This is a genomic window from Bauldia sp. (genome assembly GCF_965232525.1).
Taxonomy (GTDB): domain Bacteria; phylum Pseudomonadota; class Alphaproteobacteria; order Rhizobiales; family Kaistiaceae; genus Bauldia.
In genome coordinates this window covers 4,225,169-4,245,744 of record NZ_OZ246980.1, presented here as the reverse complement: position 1 = coordinate 4,245,744, position 20,576 = coordinate 4,225,169, and the positions used below count along the sequence as shown (strand labels likewise).

Below are 20,576 nucleotides of genomic sequence, written 5' to 3'. Positions count from 1 at the left end.
GCCTTTTTGAACTCAAAGACATAGGTCCCTGCCTACAATCTGTCGAGCAAGCAAAAAAAGGGCCGGCTCGCGAGAGCCGGCCACCAGTAGGGGGAGCTGTTTGGCCGAGGCTATTCGGTGCGGATGGTCAGGGTCGGCTCGAACGCCGCCACCACGAAGGCGAATGTGACGTCGTGGACGACCGGCTCGTCGGTCCCATCGCGAAACACGGAGACGTTGCCGACGTCACGACCCTCGGAAATCCGCGATGTGTCGAGGGCCGAGGCCTGACCCGGCTCCCAAGTAACCACGACGTTGCCTTCGCGGACTTCCTTCTCCTTTTCGAGGACGGGCAGGGCGATGGCGAACGGCTCGGCGCCTTCGTCGCGGACAAGCACCACCCGCTCGAGCGCGCGGATGCCCTCCGGCAGGACGCCGTTGTAGAGGAATGGAGCGGCGGCGCTGTCGTAGCTCGTATACGGGTTACGCCAATAGGCACGCATCTGTTCGTTGTTGGGAACCAGCACCTGGCCTTCCGGATGCTCGGCCTTGAACCGGCCCCAGCTATCGAGGCGCGAGGGCAGCATCTTCAGCTCGCTGCCGACGAAGTCGCCGGCGATGGCCTCGCCGGAGAACTGCTGCCACCAGCTTTCCGTGCTGCGGTCGTACATCACAAGGTCGGAATTTCTGAGCTTGCCGGTGGTGCCGAATTCGAGCGTCTGGCCCTCGACCGTGGCATCAAAAACGATGGCTGCGTTGCACAGCGGACAATAAGTCACCGTTACCGGCATTCCACCGATCGAGTCGTTGGCGATCTCGTGCCACATCATGACGCGAAGCGGGTAGGCCTTGGCCTCGCCGTTGACTTCGAGGCTGATGACCGGCTCCCGGTCAACGAGATCGACCTCATCGGAACCGACGGCGACGAATTTGGGCGCGTCGATGGACGGGATGCCGTCGCGGGGCGGACCGCCGGAGAGAATCTCATCGAAATTGATGGTGGTCTTGGTGAAGTCCGTCTGCCAGCCTTCGCGTTGCCAGCGGCTCACCATTGGATTGTTGGCCACGTCTTCCGCTGCCTCCGCTGATTGCACGAGCGACAGGCCTGAAGAATCGGCCGTCGTGCCGACAGGTACGGTGGGATCATCCCCTGAGGCGACAAAGTAGATGGCGCCGCTGGCGACGATCGCGGCAGCACCGATTGCAAGCATAGACCTGGACATGGTGCGTTTCTCCTTTGCAAAACAATGTCGCGTCTCGCGAAGAAACCGCCAATCAAGCCGGTTCAATTGGATGTGAGGTGCCCGAGAGCCTCGATGCCGGGAGTTCCTGGTATCGCTAGCCTGTCGCCGTGCCGCCGACCGTGATCTGGTCGATTCGAAGAGTTGGCTGGCCGACACCGACAGGCACGCCCTGGCCCTGCTTGCCGCAGGTGCCGATCCCCGGATCGAGCTGCATGTCGTTGCCGATCATCTTCACCCGGGTCAGTGCGTCCGGCCCGTTGCCGATCAGCATTGCGCCCTTGATCGCCGGGCCGATCTGACCGTTCTCTACCTTGTAGGCCTCGGTGCAGGAGAACACGAACTTGCCGCTGGTGATGTCGACCTGACCACCGCCGAAGGCGACGGCGTAGATGCCGTCCTTGACCGAGGCGAGAATTTCGGCCGGGTCGTGCTCGCCGGACAACATGATCGTGTTGGTCATCCGCGGCATTGGGATGTGGGCGTACGACTCGCGCCGACCGTTACCGGTCGGTGCCATGCCCATCAGTCGCGCGTTCTGCCGATCCTGCATGTAACCGACGAGAATGCCGTCCTCGATCAGGGTGGTCGAACTCGTCGGCGTGCCCTCGTCGTCGACGGTGAGCGAGCCGCGGCGATCGGGGAGGGTACCATCGTCAACAACGGTGACCCCTGGGGATGCGACCCGTTCGCCCATCAGTCCGGCGAAGGCGCTTTCCTTCTTGCGATTGAAGTCGCCCTCGAGGCCGTGGCCGACCGCCTCGTGCAACAGTATTCCGGGCCAGCCGGGGCCGAGCACGATGTCGAACGTTCCGGCAGGCGCAGGGACCGCGGAGAGATTGACCAGTGCCTGGCGCAGGGCTTCGTCGACCGCCGACTGCCACGAGTCCTCGGCGACGAAACGGCCGAAACCCTCGCGGCCACCCATCCCATGAGAGCCCGATTCCTGGCGATCGCCGTCGCCGACAACGACATTGACGCCAACCCGAACCAGCGGGCGGACGTCACGCACCAGTTTGCCGTCGGCGCGCAGAATCTCCACGACCTTGTACGACCCGGCGAGCGACGCGGTGACTTGGCGAACCCGGTCATCCTTGTCGCGAGCATAGGCATCGATTTGTTCGAGCAACTTGACCTTGTCGGCGAAGCTCGGCGCGCCGAGCGGGCTCTCGTCGCCGTAGAGCGACTGGTTGGTGCCTTGCGGCGGGGCGGCGTAGGTGCCGCTGTGGCCGGACTTCACCGCCTGCACCGCGTCGGCGGCGCGCTTGATCGCCGGTTCGGAAATCTCACCGGAATGGGCGTAGCCGGCAGCCTCACCGGAGACGGCACGGAGGCCGAAGCCCTGGTTGGTGTCGTAGCTGGCGGACTTCAGCCGCCCGTTGTCGAACACCAAGCCTTCCGATTGCGCGTATTCCAGGTAGAGCTCGCCGTCATCGGCGCCATCCAGCGCTTCCCGCGTGAGCTTGGTCGCTCGGTCCTTGTCGAGGCCGGCGCGGTCGAGAATCGAATGAGTGTCGTCGGTCATGGCGATCCAGGCTCAATGGCAAACTGTGTACTGGATATGGGGCAGAGGCGCGATCATTGCCATCGCGCCGGCGGTCTGGAGTCAACCTACCCGGTTTGGGGTTGTCTCCCAGGCTCGATTGCGGCCAACGGCGGCGGCTCGCCGAATCTGTAGCCGAGTAGCGCCAGGTCCTTCTCGAAGTGTGTTTCGACGACCTCGTTCATTCGCTGGTCAAACAGATCCGTGTACGACCGACGTTCTTTATGGCGCTTGGTGCCATAGCGCTTGGTGACGTCGACCTTGAGCTTGAGCCGATCGAATATCTCGGCCGTATGCTCGTCCAGGTTTTCATGACGCCCGATAAAATCGACGATGATTTCGCCGTCATCTGTATAGCAATCGTAATGGCGTGGAAATTTGTAATGACCGAAGCCAATCGTCCGTCCCTGGAGCAGGCGAAGTTCGAACCAAGTTCGAAATGACAGCGGTTTTCCGGTTACGTACTCGGGTATTTTCTTGTAGAGCGGCTTTCGATTCTGACCAACATAGCTCCAATAGCGAGATATGATCTTGTCCCAAGGATTTCGCTCGATCGTGAACTTGAAGTATTCTTCATAACGATCGCGCCCAATCCGATCCCGGACCTCGATCGCTTTGGTGTGGCGCCAGTACCCCGTGTGATTGCGCTCCGCACCTTTGGCCCGAGTCACGATATCCTTCGGTCCGCAGGCCTTGGCGAGGGCCGCCGTCAGACTTCGGCCGCCGGTCCGGCCAAGATGGATGAAGATGAACTTGTGCTTGTGCGAAACGATCATGCGCTTCTCGGCGTACTCACGACGCGTTGGCCGAACGCCGTCTTGCGGCGGCTTTCTATTGCGGTGCCGGGACCGGTGCCGGAGCCACAGGGAGCGTCGGCTCGGCCGCCGCGGAACCCACCGGCGGGGCGGGAAGGGCGGCATAGCCGTCGCTGAACCCGGCGAGCGAGATCGGAATGCCGATCCCTTCCTCCGGGGTCTGGAAGATGATGAACGTCGCCGTGGCGCCGGCGCCCAGTTGGGTGAGCAGCGGGTCTTCCAGAATCACCTCGGCGACGCAGCCGTTGGGGAGGCAGCGCACGAAACCGGCGCGGCCAATATCGGTGTCGTCGATCCGGAGGCTGAGGCCGTTCGGCAGCAAAACCCCGAGCGGTGCAAGAATCCGCATCAGGCGCGCCTCGCCGTCGGCGGTCTTCAGAACGATTACGGTCAGCCCGACATTGTCGCGGTCTTCCGCGGTGACGAACTGCATCAATACGCACTGCTCGCTTTGGGCGCCGGCGGGAGTATCGCAGCGAATCTGCCAATCGCCATGGGTCGAGCGGACCGGCGGGTCGGTTTGCTCGGACGGCGTTATGGCAACCGCGGCGTCACGGACGTCCGGCCCGGGAACGTCAACGAGCGCGGTATCGAGCGCCGTGTCCGCCGGCGGCGGCTGATCGGTGGTGACTTCGCGAACATCCGGCACGTCGGGAACCGCATCCGGTGTCAGGTCGATTGGGTCGGCAATATCCTCGGCGAGCTGTGTCCCGGGAGTGGTGTTGTTGTCGAAAAAGCCGATCGCATAGAGCACGACCAGCACGCCGAGGGCGACAGCGAGTAGAGCCGCGACGATGGCGAGAATGGGGACGAGACGGCTGCGTTTTGGCTGATGCTGCTGATACGCCGCTTCGTCTTCGTAGCCCTGATAGGGGTCCGAATATTGGGCTTCGTCCGCATACCGCGGATCGGCATATTGAGGATCGTCGACATATTCGCCCTCGTCCGGCCCGTACTCATCGACCGGCGCGTCCTGGTAACGCGGGTCCTGATGCTCGGCTTCACGATGGCCGCGCCGACCGTCTATCTCGTTTTGCATTTCGCCATATCTCATTTAGCGGCCGCGACCATGCGCGGACCGACGTGGGAGACTGCGTGCCGAATCGCCTGTTCCGCATCCTGCACCAATCGAGGCGACGAGGAAAATCCACGGTTTTGTGCCCCAATAATGGCGGAACGGGCGCGATTTGCCGCATCGCTTAGCGCGATCCTCCGTTGCAGCGCAAATCGGCTTGTGGTTTCTGTCATAAACGACTCTACAGAACCAGGGCGCAGCGCGGCGTGATCGTCGATGCTTGGCGTACGGTTTCGCAAGGGGCAGGCTCCCGCGAGCCTGAGGAGAGACGCGTGACGCAGACTTTTTCACGGTACTTGTTCGGTTTGGTTCTTGCCGGCTTGACGATGGCTTCCGGACCGGTGATCGCCGCTCAGCCCCAGCCGTGGGAAATCACGCTCCAACCCGCAGCCTCGCCGATCATGGAGATGATCCACCGGTTCAACAATGGAACGCTGGTGGTCATCACGTTGATCACGGTCTTCGTCCTGGCGCTGCTTGTTTACGTCATGGTGCGCTTCAACGCCCGGCGGAACCCGGAGCCTTCGAAAACCAGCCACAACACGATGATCGAGGTGGTCTGGACAGTGGTGCCCATCCTCATCCTGGTCGGCATCGCGGTGCCGTCGTTCTCGCTGCTCATCGCCCAGCATGATCCGGCCCGCGCGGTCGCCGACTACGACCCGGAAGAGACCCTCACCATCAAGGCCACCGGGCTGCAGTGGTACTGGACCTACGACTATCCGGACAATGGCGACATCACTTTTGATTCGTTCATGCTGACCGATGATCAGATCACTGATCCGGAAAACCAGCCGCGGCTGCTCGCGGTCGACAACAACATGGTGGTACCGACTGGTACCGTCATTCGGATGCTGGTCACCGCCGACCCGCTCGGTGTCATTCATTCGTTCACTGTGCCGTCGCTGGGCTTCAAGATCGACGCTATCCCCGGCCGGCTGAACGAAACCTGGTTCCTGGCTCAGCGCGAAGGCATGTACTACGGCCAGTGCTCCGAACTCTGCGGCCGCAACCATGCGTTCATGCCGATCGCCGTTCAGGCGGTATCGCCGGAGAGATACGAGGCCTGGGCCGAGATGGCGCAAACCGACCTGGCGGCGGCCTACGCCCTTTTGAACGACGAACCGGCCGAGGATGCCGGCGCGGAAGACACAGACAACGACGCCTGAGCGTCATGCAACTTCCCGGCTGAGCGCGTGGCTCGCGCTCGCCGGCGGACTGTGAAGGAGACTTGACGATGGCAACTGGTGCGGCCGACGCGGCACACGACCACCACCCGACCGGCTGGCGGCGTTACGCGTACTCAACCAACCATAAAGACATCGGCACGATGTACCTGATCTTCGCCATCATCAGTGGCGTGATCGGTGGCTTTCTGTCGATTGCCATGCGGATGGAACTCCAGGACCCGGGGATGCAGATCTTCGGCGACGCGGAAGTCTACAACGTCTTTACCACCGCGCATGGGCTGATCATGATCTTCTTCATGGTCATGCCGGCGTTGATCGGTGGCTTCGGCAATTGGTTCGTTCCGATCATGATCGGCGCGCCGGACATGGCGTTTCCGCGGATGAACAATATTTCCTTCTGGCTGCTGCCGCCGGCGCTCCTGCTTCTGCTGATTTCGCTGTTTATGCCGGGCGCGCCGGGTTCGACCGGCGTCGGTGGCGGCTGGACCATCTATCCGCCGCTTTCGACTTCGGGGCAGCCGGGGCCGGCGATGGACTTCGCCATCCTGTCGCTGCATCTCGCCGGCGCTTCGTCGATCCTGGGCGCGATCAACTTCATCACCACGATTTTCAACATGCGCGCGCCGGGCATGACGCTGCACAAGATGCCGCTGTTCGTTTGGTCGATCCTGGTGACCACTTTCCTGCTGCTGCTGTCGCTGCCGGTGTTGGCCGGCGCGATCACCATGCTGCTCACCGACCGCAACTTCGGCACGACTTTCTTCAACCCCGAGGGCGGCGGCGATCCGGTGTTGTTTCAGCACCTGTTCTGGTTCTTCGGCCATCCGGAGGTCTACATCCTGATCCTGCCGGGCTTCGGCATCATCAGCCAGATCGTGTCGACGTTCTCTCGAAAACCGGTCTTCGGCTATATCGGCATGGCCTACGCGATGATTGCGATCGGTTTCATCGGCTTCATCGTCTGGGCCCACCACATGTACACCGTCGGCCTGTCGCTCGACACGCAGGCCTACTTCGTGGCGGCGACGATGGTGATCGCGGTGCCGACCGGGATCAAGGTGTTCTCGTGGATTGCCACGATGTGGGGCGGCTCAATCGAATTCAAGACGCCGATGCTGTGGGCGATCGGTTTTATCTTCCTGTTCACCGTCGGTGGCGTGACGGGCGTGCAACTGGCGAATGCCGGCCTCGACTACGCCTTCCATGACACCTACTACGTGGTCGCCCACTTCCACTACGTTCTGTCGCTCGGGGCGGTCTTCGCCATCTTCGCCGGCTGGTACTACTGGTTCCCGAAGATGAGCGGCTACATGTACAACGAACGGATCGGCAAGCTGCACTTCTGGGTGTCGTTCATCGGCGTCAACCTGATCTTCTTCCCCCAGCACTTCCTCGGTCTGTCCGGCATGCCGCGCCGCTATGCGGACTACCCGGATGCCTACGCACCATGGAACTTCATCTCGTCGATCGGTTCCTACATCGCCGCCGTTGGCGTGCTGATCTTCCTCTACGGGCTGTGGGACGCCTTCGCCAAGAAGCGTGCCGCCGGCGCCAATCCTTGGGGGCCGGGTGCGACGACGCTGGAGTGGCAGCTTCCGTCGCCACCGCCATTCCATCAGTGGGAGGTGCTGCCCCGGATCAAGTGAGCCCGACGGGCGCGCACGACCGGTAACGCAAACCAACGATGGCGTATGTCGACCGCAAGAACCTCGATGAGACCCTGACCGCCGCCGATCTGGCGGAAGGGTCCGTCGGCGATTTCTTCGCACTGCTGAAGCCGCGAGTGATGTCGCTCGTGGTGTTCACCGCGCTCACCGGCATGGTGCTCGCGCCGGGCGGCATCCATCCGATCCTCGGTATCGCGGCCTTGCTGGCGATCGCCGTCGGTGCCGGCGCCTCCGGCGCCCTGAACATGTGGTGGGACGCGGATATCGATCGTGTCATGCGGCGCACGCGCGGTCGGCCGGTGGCGGCGGGGCGGTTGACACCCGGTGATGCGCTCGCCTTCGGTGCGACACTGTCGGTCGGCTCAGTCACCGTTCTCGGCTTCGCCACCAACTACCTCGCGGCGGGGCTGCTCGCCTTCACGATCTTTTTCTATGTCGTGATCTATACGATGTGGCTGAAGCGCTGGACACGGCAGAACATCGTCATCGGCGGTGCCGCCGGATCGTTGCCGCCGGTCATCGGCTGGACGGCGGTCACCGGAACCATCGGTTTCGAAAGCCTGATCCTGTTCGCGATCATCTTCGTGTGGACGCCGCCGCATTTCTGGGCGCTCTGTCTCTACAAGGCCGATGACTACCGGCGCGCCGGGGTGCCGATGTTGCCGGTCGTCTCGGGCGAAGCGGCCACGCGCAGACAGATCCTTCTCTATTCGATCGTTGTCGCCGTTGTCGGAATGGCGCCCTACGCCTTCGGGTTCGCGGGGCTCGCCTACGCGATCGTCGCCGGCGTCGCCGGCGTCGCGTTCATCGGCTTCGCGCTCCGCGTCTACCGGAGCGAAGCGGACGCAGCGGGCGAACGCGCGGCCCGCGACCTGTTCACCTATTCGATGCTGTACCTGTTCGTCCTGTTCGCGGTCCTGCTGGCGGAAGCGATCGCCGGTGGCGGAGCTGTGGCGTGACTGCGTCAGCGATCTTCGGGCGGTGTTGCGACCAGTTCGCCGTCCTCTTCGCGCACGTCGACGGCGAAGCCGCGGCAGCGGCGGATCATCGCGGCACGAATCACTTCCGCGTCGCGATCTCTGGCGGTGTTGACCTGCGCCAGGGTCAGCCGGGCCGGTACCATGCGCAGTTTGGGAACGAAATCGGGACCGGCCTCGACCAGGAACAGAAACGAAAAATCGCTGCGTGCCGGCGGGACGACAATGAAGTCGTCGACGTAGTCGCCGGTGTCGTAAAGGATGACGCCATGCCGGTGGAATTCGACCGCTTGCAGCATGTGCGCGGAGTGCCCGTGGACGATGTCGACGCCGAGTTCGATCGCCTTGTGGGCGAAGGCGCGGTAGCTCTTCGGCGGCCACCAGCGATAGTTGGGCCCCCAGTGAGCAGACAGGATGATCAGTTGGGCGCCGGCGCGTCTGAGGCCGTCGATCTGTCCGGCGAGGTGGTCGAGCGTGGCGGTTCTGATCTTCCAGTAGTTGGTACCCGGCCGGTCAACCTTGGCGGCGAAGGCGGGGACGGTGTTGGTAATCGAGATGAAGCCGATGGTCATCTGGCCGGCGATGAAGGTGGTCGGTTCACGCGCTTCGTCGAGATCCTTGCCAGCCCCGGCGAAGGCGATTCCGCCCTCGCTGAGATGGCGCCGCGTGTCGAGCAGCCCGGCGCTGCCGTAGTCGACCATGTGGTTGTTGGCGAGCGCGACGCAGCGGAAGTTGCCGGCGTGCAGGTGATCGATCGCTTTGGGGTCGGTACGGAAATAGAACGCCTTGGGCAAGTGCCAGCGCTTGGTATGCGTGGTGATCGGGGTTTCGAGGTTGCCGACCATCGCGTCGGTGGCGAGGTGGCGGGCGCGCAGGTCGCCCCACATCGCGGCCGGCGGCTGGCCCTCGATGATCTTGCGCCGGACCTTGCGGCCGAGGAGGAGATCGCCGACGAAACCGAGATGAACGGTTTCCGGTTTGGTCGTATTCTCCATAATCCCCTCTTCGGTGAAGCGTGCGACAGTCGATGAGTGCTGGTGTGACGGAAAGCCCCGAGATGCACGACCGCCGCGACGAACCGGTGACGGCTGCTGACCTGCAACGCCGGCGCAGGGGCCGGTCGGTGGCGATCGCCATCATCCTCGCGGCGCTGGTGGTGCTGTTCTACCTCGTCACGGTCGTGAAGTTGGGCCCCGGTGTCATGAGTAGGCCGCTATGACGAAAACCGACGACGTTGTCGAGCGAAAGACTGCGTCCCAGTCCCGCATGGGGCTAACCGCCGCGCTTTGCGGTGTGTTTGTCGCCGGCATGGTCGGCATGGCGTTCGCCGCGGTGCCGCTCTACGATCTCTTCTGTCGGGTCACCGGGTATGGCGGGACGACCCAGCAGGCTGACGTAGCGCCGGAAACGACGCTCGACCGGCCGATCAGCGTGCGCTTCGACGCCAATATCGCCAACGATCTCGGCTGGAGTTTCCGGCCGGCGGTGCGCGAGGTGAACCTCAAGATCGGCGAGCCGGGCGAGGTCGTCTACATCGCCGAGAACCGGAGCAAGCGACCCACCACCGGGACGGCGGTGTTCAACGTCTCGCCACTGCAGGCCGGGGCGTATTTCAACAAGATCGCATGCTTCTGTTTCACTGAGCAGGCACTGGCGCCGGGCGAATCGATCGAGATGCCGGTGACCTTCTTCGTCGATCCGGCCATCGAACAGGACTCCGACCTCGACGGCGTCCACACAATCACCCTGTCCTACACTTTCTACCCCGCCGAGACCGAGGTGTCCGCTGCCCCGGCCGGCGACGAATCCGTATTCTGACGTCGGAGCATTCTGAACATGGCCGAGGCCCACGCTAAGACCCACCCATATCATCTGGTCAATCCGAGCCCCTGGCCGATCATCGGGTCGATTGCCGCATTTGCGTTGGCGCTCGGTCTGATTGCCTACATGCACGGCGAGTCGCTGTGGTGGATCGCGCCGGGGCTCCTCGGCGTTTTCTACACCATGCTGGTCTGGTGGCGGGACGTCGTCCGCGAAGCCGAAGAGGGCGACCACACGCCGGTGGTTCAACTCGGCCTGCGCTACGGCATGATCCTGTTCATCGCCTCAGAGGTGATGTTCTTCGTCGCCTGGTTCTGGGCGTTCTTCGACGCAAGCCTCTTCCCCGCGGCACCGGAACAGGTGCTTCGCGCCGAGTTCACCGGCGGTCAGTGGCCGCCGGAAGGGGTGGAAGTGTTCGACCCCTGGCATTTCCCGCTGCTCAACACGCTGATCCTGCTGACTTCGGGGACCACAGTCACCTGGGCGCATCACGCCTTGCTCAACAACGACCGTCGCGGCCTGGTCTGGGGCCTGGTTTCCACCATCATTCTCGGCCTGATCTTCACCGCCGTGCAGGTCTACGAGTACACCCACGCGGCGTTTTCGTTCGGCGGCAGCATCTATGGCGCCACCTTCTTCATGGCGACCGGCTTCCACGGCTTCCACGTGATCGTCGGAACCATCTTCCTGATCGTCTGTCTGATCAGGGCCGGTGCCGGGCAGTTCACGCCCAAGCAGCATTTCGGCTTCGAGGCGGCGGCCTGGTACTGGCACTTCGTCGACGTGGTGTGGCTGTTCCTGTTCTTCTCGATCTACATCTGGGGCAGTATCGGCGCGCCTTACCACATCATCGAATAGGCGGATGGGCGACGAAGCCAAGGGACACTATCCGGACCTGAAGCCATCCGAGACCGGGATGCGCGGGCTCTGCCCTCGCTGCGGGAAGGGGCGCCTGTTCAACGGATTTCTTGCGCTCGACGATCGCTGCTCCCATTGCGGGCTCGATTATTCGTTCGCAGATTCGGCCGACGGGCCTGCGGTGTTCATCACAATGATCGTCGGGTTCATCGTCGTCGGGTTCGCGCTCTACGTCGAGTTCGCCTTCCATCCACCCTATTGGGTCCACATCGTCCTGTGGGTCCCACTTGTCCTTGCACTGTCGCTCGGGCTGCTGCGCCCGCTGAAGGGATGGCTGATCGCCCAGCAGTACCGGCACCGCGCCCGCGAAGGGCGCGTCGACGGCGGCTGATGGAGGGTGGGACGCGGCGTCTTGTCATCCTCGGGGTCTTCGCGCTTGCCGGTTTCGTCGTTCTGGTCGGGCTCGGTATCTGGCAGGTCCAACGGCTGCAGTGGAAGGAAGCGCTGATCGCGCGGGTCGAGGCTGGTCTTGCCGCCGATCCGGTTCCGGCGCCCGCGTCCGGCAGTTGGTCGGGCATTGACGTGTCGGCCATCGAATACCAGCCGGTGATCGTGTCCGGGCGGTACCTGAATGACCGCGAGGCCCATGTCGTCTTCACGCTGACTCAGCCGAAAGGGCCTGCCGGTGGCATCGGCTACATGGTGATGACCCCGTTCGCGACCGACGACGGTTGGCTGGTATACGTTAACCGCGGGTTCGTACCACGTGAGAACCGAGCGCCGGAGATGCGGGCGGCGGGCCTGATCGATGGACCGACCACCGTCACCGGCTTCTTGCGCGCGCCACACCAGCGGGTGTGGTTCGGCCCCGCCGACGATCCGGAGGGCAACGCCTGGTTCTCCCGTGATCCGGCTGCCTTCGCGGTGGCCGCCGGCCTGCCGACCGATACGGTCGCGCCTTACATCATCGACGCCTTCGCCGATCCCGAACTGCCGGGCGGCCTGCCACAGGGTGGCGAGACCGTGGTCTCCTTCTCCAACAACCATCTGCAATATGCGGTGACCTGGTTCGGCCTGGCGCTGGCGTTGGCGGTGGTATTCTTTGCTTACGTCGTCCGCGGCCGGCGCTGATTCATTGTCAGCTGGCGTCCGACGGGTCGAGCAACTCGAACGATGTCGGCGGGTCGGGGCAGATCTGGAAGCCGCACTCGAGAAAGGTGGTGACCGCGTTGGCGGCTGTGACCGCGATCATCAGAATGACAGCGACCAAGGCAAGACCGGTCAACCGCCGGTGCCGTGGGGGCTCGAATTGGGCATTAGACAACAGAACGAGGCCGGTTAACACGAACGCCGCGAAGAAGATGATTGCGTTCCAGGTGTAGTAATTGAGACCGAGGAACGGCGAACCGTAAGAGCCGGTGCCGGGAATGATGTGCAGCAAAACCTGGCGGCCGGCGAAGACGAAGCCCGCCACGGCGGCTAGCAGAATGGCACCGTAGTGCCGGGGCGTCAGCCCAAGCTTGAGATTCAGGATGACCCCGAAGCCCATGGCGCACAGCGCGACGCGCTGAAGATTGCAGAGCGGGCAGGGCAGTTCACCGCGGGCAAACTCGAAGTAGAACGCGGCAAGCAGAAGCGCGACGATCAGATAGAGGGCGATAATGTTCAGGCGGTAGAAGAAGCGGTTTGTCGGCGAGCGGGTCGGGTTTTCCTGATAGTCGAGCGTTGTCACAGCGAAAGCCCGATCTGGCTGGTCGCGAAGTGAAAGAAGACGCCAAATGATAGGGTCACTGCGAGCGTGAACAGGAAGAGGTTCAGCGCGATCCGATCCCAGCGCATCAGGACGAACACCATCGCGAGGGCAAAAAGCGCAAAGATGATCGCAAGAACCATTGGCTCCTCACGCCATTCATCTCACCACGACGGTGACTATGGTGCCGATTCTCTTGCGCGATCAAGGGGGTGCGGTTATGCGGTCAGGCGTGACCGGCTTCGCCCGAAAGCCGGTGGGAGTCGATGCCGATCATGGCCAGCGCGCGATCGTATTTCGCGTCGATATCGGAATCGAAGATCAGGTCCGGTGTCGCCGGTCCGTTCAGCCAACCGTTGGCCTGGATCTCGGTTTCCAGTTGCCCCGGCGCCCAACCCGCATAGCCCAACGCGAGCAGCGCGCTTTGCGGCCCCTTGCCGACCGCGATTGCCTTGAGGATCTCGAGCGTCGCGGTCAGGCAAACGTGCTCGTCGATCGGCAGCGTCGAGTTTTCGATGAAATAGTCGGCGCTATGGAGAACGAAGCCGCGGCCGGTCTCGACGGGTCCACCGCGCTGCACGCGCATGTCGTCAGCATTGTCGGGCAGCCGAATTTCGGGTCCTTCCGGAATGATGCCGAGCTGGATCAGCAAGTCGCGGAACGTGATCTGGGGGGCCGGTTGGTTGATCATGATTCCCATCGCGCCGTCGTCGGAATGGGCGCAAATATAGACGACGCTTCGGGTGAAGCGGCTGTCTTGCATCCCGGGCATCGCGATCAGGAACTGTCCGTCCAGATAGCCGCGCTGCGCGGACGATTGATCTTTGTCCGGCTTGGCCATGAGTCGAGCCTAGCACGGCGAGACTAAAAGGAAAGCGCGATCCTAGCGACGTCACGTTAACGCCACGGTCACGGATAAATGAAGCCCGTCGCGTTGTTCAGGCCTCGCCGTTGCTAGGAGACAAGGCTAATTTCGCTGCCCATGACACGTCCTATTTCCGCCGTTTCCGCCTTCGCGGCTGCCTTTTGTCTGACCTGGACCGCGCCGTCGTCGTTTGCCGCCACTGGCGACTGGGTCCACAGCGATCAGGCCCGTGTGCGCCTTCTGGCGACCGATGTCGGCGGACGAGTCGAGGGTGTCCTCGAGATGGAACTCGCCTCCGGCTGGAAGACCTACTGGCGGACCCCGGGGGCGGCCGGTATCGCGCCGGTCATGGATTTCAGCGGCTCGTCCAACGTCAGCGACGTGACGGTCAAGTTTCCAGTTCCGCATCGCTTCGACGACGGTTACGCCATCAGCAACGTGTATGACGGCCGCGTGCTCTTCCCGCTGGATGTCGCCGTGGGCGATCCCGCCCAACCCGTCGATCTCGATCTGTCGCTCTATGTCGGCGTTTGCGAGGTTGTCTGTATCCCGGAGCGGTTCGAGGTGAGCCTCGCCGTACCCACTGGCGTGTCCGATCCGACCGTGATGCGTGCGGTTGCAGAGGCCGCCGAGAAACTGCCGGGCGAACCGGAGCCTGGGGTGCTGGCGGCTGAGCGGATCATCCGCGACGGCGGCACGGACAAACGCCCCCGGTATCGTGTCACGGTTCTCGTGCCGGCGGCCGAGGCTGCGGAAGTCTACATCGAAGGGCCGGCCGACTGGTACGCGGCGGTGCCCGAGATGATTGCCGCCGACAGTGGGAAGGCCGACTACCACGTTACCTTCGATCGGCTTGGCGCCAAGACGGCGCTCGAAGAGGCCCAATTCCGCGTGACGATCGTGACCCCCGATCGCGCCATCGAACACGCCATCGATCTGGACTGATCTGGCGCTTGGGGCTTATGCCTCGCTTCATCGTTGCCGGGCTGGAGGACTAGATCGGTGCCGATAGCGTATCAGGCAGACCCCTTCCCCGACCGCACTGCGCTGGACGGTCTCTTCCAGGCGGCATGGGGGACACCGCCGAGCGTCGATTTGTCAGCGTTGCTGGAGCGCAGCCTCGTGCATGTCGCGGCTTACGACGCCGACCGGCTCATCGGCTTCGTCAACGTCGCGTGGGACGGTGGCGTCCATGCGTCGATCTTCGACACCATGGTGCATCCAGACTACCGCCGACAGGGTATCGGGACAGGCTTGGTACGTCGCGCCGCCGACCTGGCGCGGGAGCGTGGCGCCCACTGGCTGCACGTCGACTACGAACGCCGGTTGGCGCCTTTCTACGCGGCGTGCGGATTCAAGGCGACCTCAGCCGGGTTGATCCAGCTGCAAGTACCGTCGCCAACTTAGGACTTGAACGGCGTCATACCGGTGCGGGCCAGTTCGTCGGCGCGTTCGTTGGCCTCGGTCCCGGCGTGGCCCTTGACCCAGTGCCAGCGCACCGTGTGCTTCGCCGTGAGCGCGTCGAGCTGCTGCCACAAGTCGACATTCTTGACCGGTTTGCGGCTGCTCGTCCGCCAACCGTTCCGCTTCCAGTTGTGGATCCAGCCGGTGATCCCGCCGCGCAGATATTGCGAGTCGGTGTGGAGATCGACGGTGGAGGGCCGCTTGAGAGCAGACAGTGCCTCGATGGCCGCCGTCAGTTCCATGCGGTTGTTGGTGGTGTCTGCGGCGCCGCCGGAAAGCTCCTTCTCCCGGCCGTTCCACTTCAAAATGGCGCCCCAGCCGCCGGGGCCAGGGTTGCCGGAACAGGCGCCATCCGTCCAGATTTCGACCGCCTGTTTCTTGCTCACAGGTCGATCCCGTAGGCGCGCGCATCGACCGCGCTGCGATGGAAGCGGAGCCGTCGGGCGTATTCGGTGGGGTCTTTCGGCACGACCAGCGCACCGTCCGGGACGGTCAGCCAATCATGGAGGCGGGTGAGGAGGAAGCGGAGCGCGGCGCCCCGCGCCAGGATCGGCAGCGCGGCGATCTCGGCTTCGGTCAGCGGTCGCTCGCTGCCATAGCCGGTCAGCAGCGCGCGCGCCTTGGTCACGTTAAGGGCGCCGTCGGCTTCGAAGCACCAAGCGTTCAGGCAGATGGCGAGGTCGTAGGCGAGCATGTCGTTGCAGGCGAAGTAGAAGTCGATCAGGCCGGACAGCGTCTTGCCGAGGAAGAAGACGTTATCGGGAAACAGATCAGCGTGGATGACCCCGGACGGCAGGTCGTCGGGCCAATGCGACTCGAGGAACGTCAGTTCCGTTTCGATCTCATGCCCCAGACCCGCCTGAACCTCGTCGGCGCGTCCGTCGCAGGTCGCATAAAGCGGGCGCCAGGAATCGACCGACAGGGCGTTAATGCGACGAAGGGTGAAGTCGCTGCCGGCGCGATGCAGTTCCGCCAGCGCGGCGCCGACCGCGGTACAGTGCTCTGGCCGCGGCCGCTTCACCCACATGCCGGTGAGAAACGTGACGATCGCCGTGGGCCTCTCGGCGAGGCGACCGAGGGCGTCGCCCTTCCGGTTGTGCACGGGAGTCGGACAGGTGATGCCGGCGTTTGCGAGATGCTCCATCAAGCCGAGGAAGAACGGCAGATCGGCCGGCTTCACCCGCTTCTCGTAAAGCGTCAGGATGAACTGGCCGGCCTCGGTGACCAGCAGATAGTTTGAGTTCTCGACCCCCTCGGCGATCCCCTTGACGGACAGCACCGCGCCGAGGTTGTAGCCTTGGATGAAGTGTTCGAGTTCCTCGTCGGAGAAGTCGGTGTAAACCGCCAAGCCGTCCTCACTCGGCGGCCGCTTGGCGAAGCTGCCTTGGCAGCGCGAAGGCGATGTCCTCGGTCGCAGTGGTTACGACGTCGATGGTCGTCTCGTAGCGTTGCGCGAAGGCGTCGATGATCTCCTCGACCAGCACCTCTGGTGCCGACGCTCCGGCAGTGATTCCGAGGCGCCTGACGCCAGCGAACCGGTTCCAGTCGATATCGGACGCGCGCTGGACAAGAACGGCAAACGGGCAGCCGGCCCGCTCGGCCACCTCTCGCAGCCGTTGCGAATTGGACGAGTTGGGCGCGCCGACGACGATCATCGCGTCGACGTCGCCGGCGACCTCCTTCACCGCCTCCTGGCGGTTGGTGGTGGCGTAGCAGATATCGTCCTTGTGCGGCGCGAGGATCGACGGAAAACGCTCGGTGAGGATGGCGACGATCGCGGCAGTATCGTCGACCGAAAGGGTGGTCTGGGTGATCCAGGCGAGATTGTCGGGATCCTTCGGTGTGAATGTGCGCGCATCCTCCTCCGTCTCGACCAGACGCACGGCGCCGGTCGGCAGTTGTCCCATGGTGCCGATCACTTCCGGGTGTCCGGCATGACCGATGAGTACGATCTCGCGCGCTTTCTTGCGGTGGAGGATTTCGGCTTCGCGGTGGACCTTGGTGACCAGCGGGCAGGTCGCGTCGATATGGAAGAGGTTTCGCGCCTTAGCCGCTTCCGGCACCGCCTTGGCCACGCCGTGGGCGGAAAAGATCACGGGTTGGTCGGTGTCGGGAATCTCGTCGAGTTCGTCGACGAACACGGCGCCTTTGGCCTTGAGGCCATCGACCACGAACCGGTTGTGGACGATCTCGTGGCGCACATAGACCGGCGGCCCGTAGCGCTCAAGCGCGAGGTCAACGATCTGAATCGCCCGGTCGACCCCGGCGCAGAAGCCGCGCGGAGCGCAGAGGCGGATTTCGAGCGGTGGTCGTTGCTCTGACATGGGCCTTGAATTGGGGGCGCCGCAGCGGCGATGTCAAGATATGGCCGACGGTTGACCGGGCCGCACCCGCTCGGTTCGGCATGCCCTACGCCTGCTCGTAGGCCGGTTCTTCAACGCCGGTGCGGAACAGGAGCTTGCTGGCCTCGTTGGTGGTCATCGGTTGGCCGTACAGGAAACCTTGAACGAATTCGCAGCCGAGTTCCTGGAGCTCACGGGCATCGCCGTCGGTCTCGGCGCCCTCGGCGATGACGTCCATCTCAAGGTCGTGGGCCAGCGATATAATCGACTTCAGGATGATCCGGCGGTCGCCGCCATTGGTTCCACGGACGAAGCTCTTGTCGATCTTGATCGTATCGAACGGAAAGCGCTGAAGGTAGGCGAGGGACGAGTAACCGGTGCCGAAGTCATCGAGCGCCAGCCCGGCGCCCATTTCCTGAATCCGCGCCAGCACCTGGGCGGCGTATTCCGGGTTCTCCATGACCAGGCTCTCCGTCACCTCCAGCTTCAGCGATCCCCGGTTCAGGCTGGAGCGAACCAAGACCGACTTGACGTCGTTGATCAGATCGTGGCGCAGGAGCTGGCGGCTCGAGATATTAACGCTGGTGAACAGCGGCGTATGACGGCCGAGCGCCTCCTGCCAGTCGGCGAGCTGCCGTGCCGCGCGATCAAGAACAAACAGCCCCAGCGGGATGATCAGGCCGGTTCGCTCGGCCATGGGGATGAAGTCGGAGGGCGGAATCCGACCGAGCTTGGGATGATCCCAGCGGACCAGCGCTTCAAAGCCGGCGATCGATCGATCAGTCAGCCGCACGACCGGCTGGTAGAGGACCTTGATCTCCTCCCGGCCCAGCGCACGCCGCAGGTCCGATTCGAGAGTGGCAAGGTCGGTGCCGTGTTGGCGCAGCGCCGGCCGAAACGCCTCGATACGATCGCCGCCGAGTCGCTTGGCGTGATACATGCCGATTTCGGCCTCTTTCGCCATTTCCTCGGCTTCGACGTCATTGCCATCGTGCATGGCGATGCCGATCGAGGCGGTCAGGAAGATCTCCTTCTCGCCGAGGGTGATCGGCGCGCGCAGCGTGCGCCTTACCGACTCGGCGAAGGCGGCGACGCGCTCGGCCTGGGTTTCGGAGACGAGCAGGAATGCAAACTGGTCACCGTCGATCCGCGCCAGCGTGTCCTGCGGCTTGAGCAATCGGGTCAGGCGGCGGGCAACCGTGAGCAGGATCGAGTCGCCGATCGACAAGCCGAAGCTGTCATTGACCTGCTTGAAGCGATCGATGTCGAGCATGAACACGGACGGACGGGCGATGCCCTCGGCTTCGGTCCAGGCGATCGCCGCGCGGAGACGGTCGTGGAACAGCTCCCGGTTGGGGAGGCCGGTCAGGTTGTCGTGAACGGAGTCATGCAGAAGCCGTTCCTCGGCGGTCCGTTCCTCGGTGACATCGAGGAGGGTCCCGACGACCCGGAGGACCTCACCGTCCTGGCCGAGGACCGGCCGCGCCCGCAGGTGAAACCAAAGGTAGTGCCCGTCCTCGGAACGGAGCCGGAAGTCCTGGGCAATCCGACCGCTGCGCTGTTCGACGATGGCATCGAGCAGCGTGCGGAAGCGATCCCGGTCGCCGGCGTGGAGGACCTCAAGCCAATCGCGTGCCGCGCCTTCAAGCGCGCCGCGGCTCAGCCCCAGCAGCTTTTCAGCTTCCCGCCCGGCGTAAACCCGGTCGCGTTGGACATCCCAGTCCCAGACGATGTCACCCGATCCCGTGAGGGCGAGGGCTCGCCGCTCCGCATCGCCGATCGGGCCCTGGGCGACGACACCGCCTGCAAAGGCGTGCTGCATCACGGTGAAGCCGAGGAGCAGCACGATTAGCACGAGGCCGCCGGCCAGCGCTGGCTGGACGACGTCGTTGTCGATCGTGCCGGTGATGGTCAGCCATGCGGCGAAGATCCAGACCAGCAGGAGGAGCCAGGTGGGGATCAGCATGATCGCCCGGTCGAAGCCATGAGTGGCGAGATAGGCGATCAGCGCGAGCCCGAGCACACCGGTCAGGCCGATCGACAATCGGGCAATACCTGCGGCCACCGACGGCTCGATGATGGCGATACCGAAGAGGATGGCCATACCTGCCAACCAGCCGATGGTCAGATGACTGTAGCGCACATGCCAGCGATTGAGGTTGAGGTAAGTGTAGGTGAAGACGATCAGCGAGGTGGCGAGGAATACGCCGGAGACCGCACGCCAGATTGGCTCTTCGCCGGGCAGGACCTCGATAATGCGATTGACGAACCCGAAGTCGATACAGAGGTACAAAAGCACGGCCCAGGCCAGCGCCGCGGTCGCAGGAAACATGGCCGTTCCCTTGACGACGAAGACGATCGTCAGGAACAGCGCCAGAAGACCGGCGATGCCGAGGACGATACCGCGATAGAGCGAATAGGAGTTGATGTTGTCCTTGTAGACGTCGCCGTCCCACAGATAGAGCTGTGGCAGCTCCGGCGAACTGAGCTCGGCGACATAGGTCACCACCGCCCCGGGGTCGAGGGTGATCCGGAAGACATCGGCCTCCTGGCTCGGCTGCCGATCGGGGGCGAAGCCCTGGCTGGGGGTGATGTTGGAAATCCGCGAGGCGCCGAGATCGGGCCAGAACAGGCCCGAGCCTGCAAGGCGATAGTAGGGCGAGACTACCAGGCGGTCGATCTGCTCGTCGCCATTATTGGCCAGCGCGAAGACCGCCCAGTCGGAAGCGCCCGGCCCGTCCTGGGACCGGATTTCAATGCGCCGAACAATGCCGTCCAATCCCGGCGCCGTGGAGACCTGGATACGGTCGTCTGGTTCGCGGAAAATCTGCACCTGATCGGTGAGGTCGAGGGTGCGCCCGTCCAGCGGCACGGCGATACCGTCGAGGGCGCTCGCCGCCTGTGGCAAAGCAAGCGACATGGCGGTCAGGATCAAAAAGGGGATCAGGCGAACGAAAGGCAACCGACGCTCCGGGGCCGGGACGAATCG

21 protein-coding genes and 1 pseudogene are annotated in these 20,576 nt (G+C 63.6%); 10 read left to right on the top strand and 12 right to left on the bottom strand.

Annotated features, from left to right (window positions below; genetic code table 11):
• Positions 1–110: 110 nt before the first annotated feature.
• From ACO076_RS20130 to ACO076_RS20115, 4 genes and pseudogenes are all read right to left on the bottom strand, one after another.
• Complete coding sequence (locus ACO076_RS20130) at positions 111–1,202, bottom strand: DUF3179 domain-containing protein (RefSeq protein WP_421724594.1); 1,092 nt, start codon at positions 1,200–1,202, stop codon at positions 111–113.
• A gap of 115 nt (positions 1,203–1,317) precedes the next feature.
• Positions 1,318–2,745 (bottom strand): metalloprotease TldD, encoded by a 1,428-nt coding sequence (tldD, locus tag ACO076_RS20125; RefSeq protein WP_421724593.1) that lies wholly within the window; start codon positions 2,743–2,745, stop codon positions 1,318–1,320.
• An 86-nt stretch (positions 2,746–2,831) separates the two neighbouring features.
• Positions 2,832–3,539 carry a sulfotransferase family 2 domain-containing protein gene (locus ACO076_RS20120; protein ID WP_421724592.1) on the bottom strand — a complete coding sequence of 236 codons (708 nt, stop codon included), beginning with the start codon at positions 3,537–3,539 and terminating at the stop codon, positions 2,832–2,834.
• A gap of 130 nt (positions 3,540–3,669) precedes the next feature.
• Positions 3,670–4,116 (bottom strand): annotated as a pseudogene (locus tag ACO076_RS20115) (invasion associated locus B family protein); the annotation flags it as partial.
• A gap of 863 nt (positions 4,117–4,979) precedes the next feature.
• Between ACO076_RS20115 and coxB the strand changes: the two are divergent.
• The 3 genes from coxB (at position 4,980) to ACO076_RS20100 (ending at position 8,469) form a co-directional block, all read left to right on the top strand.
• Positions 4,980–5,822: a cytochrome c oxidase subunit II gene (gene coxB, locus ACO076_RS20110; RefSeq protein WP_421726789.1), complete on the top strand. Its 843-nt coding sequence runs from the start codon at positions 4,980–4,982 to the stop codon at positions 5,820–5,822.
• Between the two features lie 68 nt (positions 5,823–5,890).
• Positions 5,891–7,489: a cytochrome c oxidase subunit I gene (gene ctaD / locus ACO076_RS20105; protein WP_421724591.1), complete on the top strand. Its 1,599-nt coding sequence runs from the start codon at positions 5,891–5,893 to the stop codon at positions 7,487–7,489.
• A gap of 38 nt (positions 7,490–7,527) precedes the next feature.
• Positions 7,528–8,469: a heme o synthase gene (locus tag ACO076_RS20100; protein WP_421724590.1), complete on the top strand. Its 942-nt coding sequence runs from the start codon at positions 7,528–7,530 to the stop codon at positions 8,467–8,469.
• 5 nt (positions 8,470–8,474) lie between these two features.
• Here ACO076_RS20100 and ACO076_RS20095 read toward each other — a convergent pair whose 3' ends face one another.
• Positions 8,475–9,482, bottom strand: coding sequence for a CapA family protein (locus tag ACO076_RS20095; protein ID WP_421724589.1), 1,008 nt, complete (start codon positions 9,480–9,482; stop codon positions 8,475–8,477).
• A gap of 32 nt (positions 9,483–9,514) precedes the next feature.
• On the opposite strand from ACO076_RS20095, the gene ACO076_RS20090 reads away from it, so the two are divergent.
• The 5 genes from ACO076_RS20090 to ACO076_RS20070 are packed head-to-tail and all read left to right on the top strand — an operon-like array spanning position 9,515 to position 12,297.
• Positions 9,515–9,706: a hypothetical protein gene (locus ACO076_RS20090; RefSeq protein ID WP_421726796.1), complete on the top strand. Its 192-nt coding sequence runs from the start codon at positions 9,515–9,517 to the stop codon at positions 9,704–9,706.
• Positions 9,703–10,305: a cytochrome c oxidase assembly protein gene (locus ACO076_RS20085; protein WP_421724588.1), complete on the top strand. Its 603-nt coding sequence runs from the start codon at positions 9,703–9,705 to the stop codon at positions 10,303–10,305. Before ACO076_RS20090 ends, ACO076_RS20085 begins: the two co-directional genes overlap by 4 nt.
• A gap of 18 nt (positions 10,306–10,323) precedes the next feature.
• Positions 10,324–11,166, top strand: a complete 843-nt coding sequence (locus ACO076_RS20080; protein ID WP_421724587.1) for a cytochrome c oxidase subunit 3 — start codon at positions 10,324–10,326, stop codon at positions 11,164–11,166.
• A 4-nt stretch (positions 11,167–11,170) separates the two neighbouring features.
• Entirely contained in the window at positions 11,171–11,557 is a 387-nt protein-coding gene (locus tag ACO076_RS20075) for a DUF983 domain-containing protein (protein WP_421724586.1), read from the top strand.
• The gene (locus tag ACO076_RS20070) at positions 11,557–12,297 is read left to right on the top strand and encodes an SURF1 family protein (RefSeq protein ID WP_421724585.1); all 741 of its coding nucleotides are present in this window, start codon (positions 11,557–11,559) and stop codon (positions 12,295–12,297) included. The genes ACO076_RS20075 and ACO076_RS20070 overlap by 1 nt, the downstream gene beginning before the upstream one ends.
• A gap of 7 nt (positions 12,298–12,304) precedes the next feature.
• Here ACO076_RS20070 and ACO076_RS20065 read toward each other — a convergent pair whose 3' ends face one another.
• The 3 genes from ACO076_RS20065 to ACO076_RS20055 form a co-directional block, all read right to left on the bottom strand.
• A complete protein-coding gene (locus tag ACO076_RS20065; RefSeq protein WP_421724584.1) occupies positions 12,305–12,898 on the bottom strand; it encodes a disulfide bond formation protein B in 594 nt (197 codons plus the stop codon).
• Positions 12,895–13,059 carry a hypothetical protein gene (locus ACO076_RS20060; RefSeq protein WP_421724583.1) on the bottom strand — a complete coding sequence of 55 codons (165 nt, stop codon included), beginning with the start codon at positions 13,057–13,059 and terminating at the stop codon, positions 12,895–12,897. Before ACO076_RS20060 ends, ACO076_RS20065 begins: the two co-directional genes overlap by 4 nt.
• An 83-nt stretch (positions 13,060–13,142) precedes the next feature.
• Complete coding sequence (locus ACO076_RS20055) at positions 13,143–13,757, bottom strand: YqgE/AlgH family protein (protein WP_421724582.1); 615 nt, start codon at positions 13,755–13,757, stop codon at positions 13,143–13,145.
• A 141-nt stretch (positions 13,758–13,898) separates the two neighbouring features.
• On the opposite strand from ACO076_RS20055, the gene ACO076_RS20050 reads away from it, so the two are divergent.
• Positions 13,899–14,726, top strand: a complete 828-nt coding sequence (locus ACO076_RS20050; protein WP_421724581.1) for a protein-disulfide reductase DsbD domain-containing protein — start codon at positions 13,899–13,901, stop codon at positions 14,724–14,726.
• A gap of 63 nt (positions 14,727–14,789) precedes the next feature.
• Positions 14,790–15,188: a GNAT family N-acetyltransferase gene (locus ACO076_RS20045; RefSeq protein ID WP_421726788.1), complete on the top strand. Its 399-nt coding sequence runs from the start codon at positions 14,790–14,792 to the stop codon at positions 15,186–15,188.
• Here the strand turns inward: ACO076_RS20045 and rnhA are convergent.
• The 4 genes from rnhA to ACO076_RS20025 all read right to left on the bottom strand — a co-directional run bounded on the left by rnhA (position 15,185) and on the right by ACO076_RS20025 (position 20,549).
• The gene (gene rnhA, locus ACO076_RS20040) at positions 15,185–15,631 is read right to left on the bottom strand and encodes a ribonuclease HI (RefSeq protein ID WP_421724580.1); all 447 of its coding nucleotides are present in this window, start codon (positions 15,629–15,631) and stop codon (positions 15,185–15,187) included. The two genes, ACO076_RS20045 and rnhA, sit on opposite strands and share 4 nt — an antisense overlap.
• On the bottom strand, positions 15,628–16,593 hold the full coding sequence (locus ACO076_RS20035; RefSeq protein WP_421724579.1) for a homoserine kinase: 966 nt from the start codon (positions 16,591–16,593) through the stop codon (positions 15,628–15,630). The genes rnhA and ACO076_RS20035 overlap by 4 nt, the downstream gene beginning before the upstream one ends.
• Positions 16,594–16,600: 7 nt before the next feature.
• Positions 16,601–17,569, bottom strand: a complete 969-nt coding sequence (ispH, locus tag ACO076_RS20030) for a 4-hydroxy-3-methylbut-2-enyl diphosphate reductase (protein ID WP_421724578.1) — start codon at positions 17,567–17,569, stop codon at positions 16,601–16,603.
• Positions 17,570–17,654: 85 nt separating this feature from the next.
• The gene (locus ACO076_RS20025; protein WP_421724577.1) at positions 17,655–20,549 is read right to left on the bottom strand and encodes an EAL domain-containing protein; all 2,895 of its coding nucleotides are present in this window, start codon (positions 20,547–20,549) and stop codon (positions 17,655–17,657) included.
• Positions 20,550–20,576 lie beyond the last annotated feature (27 nt).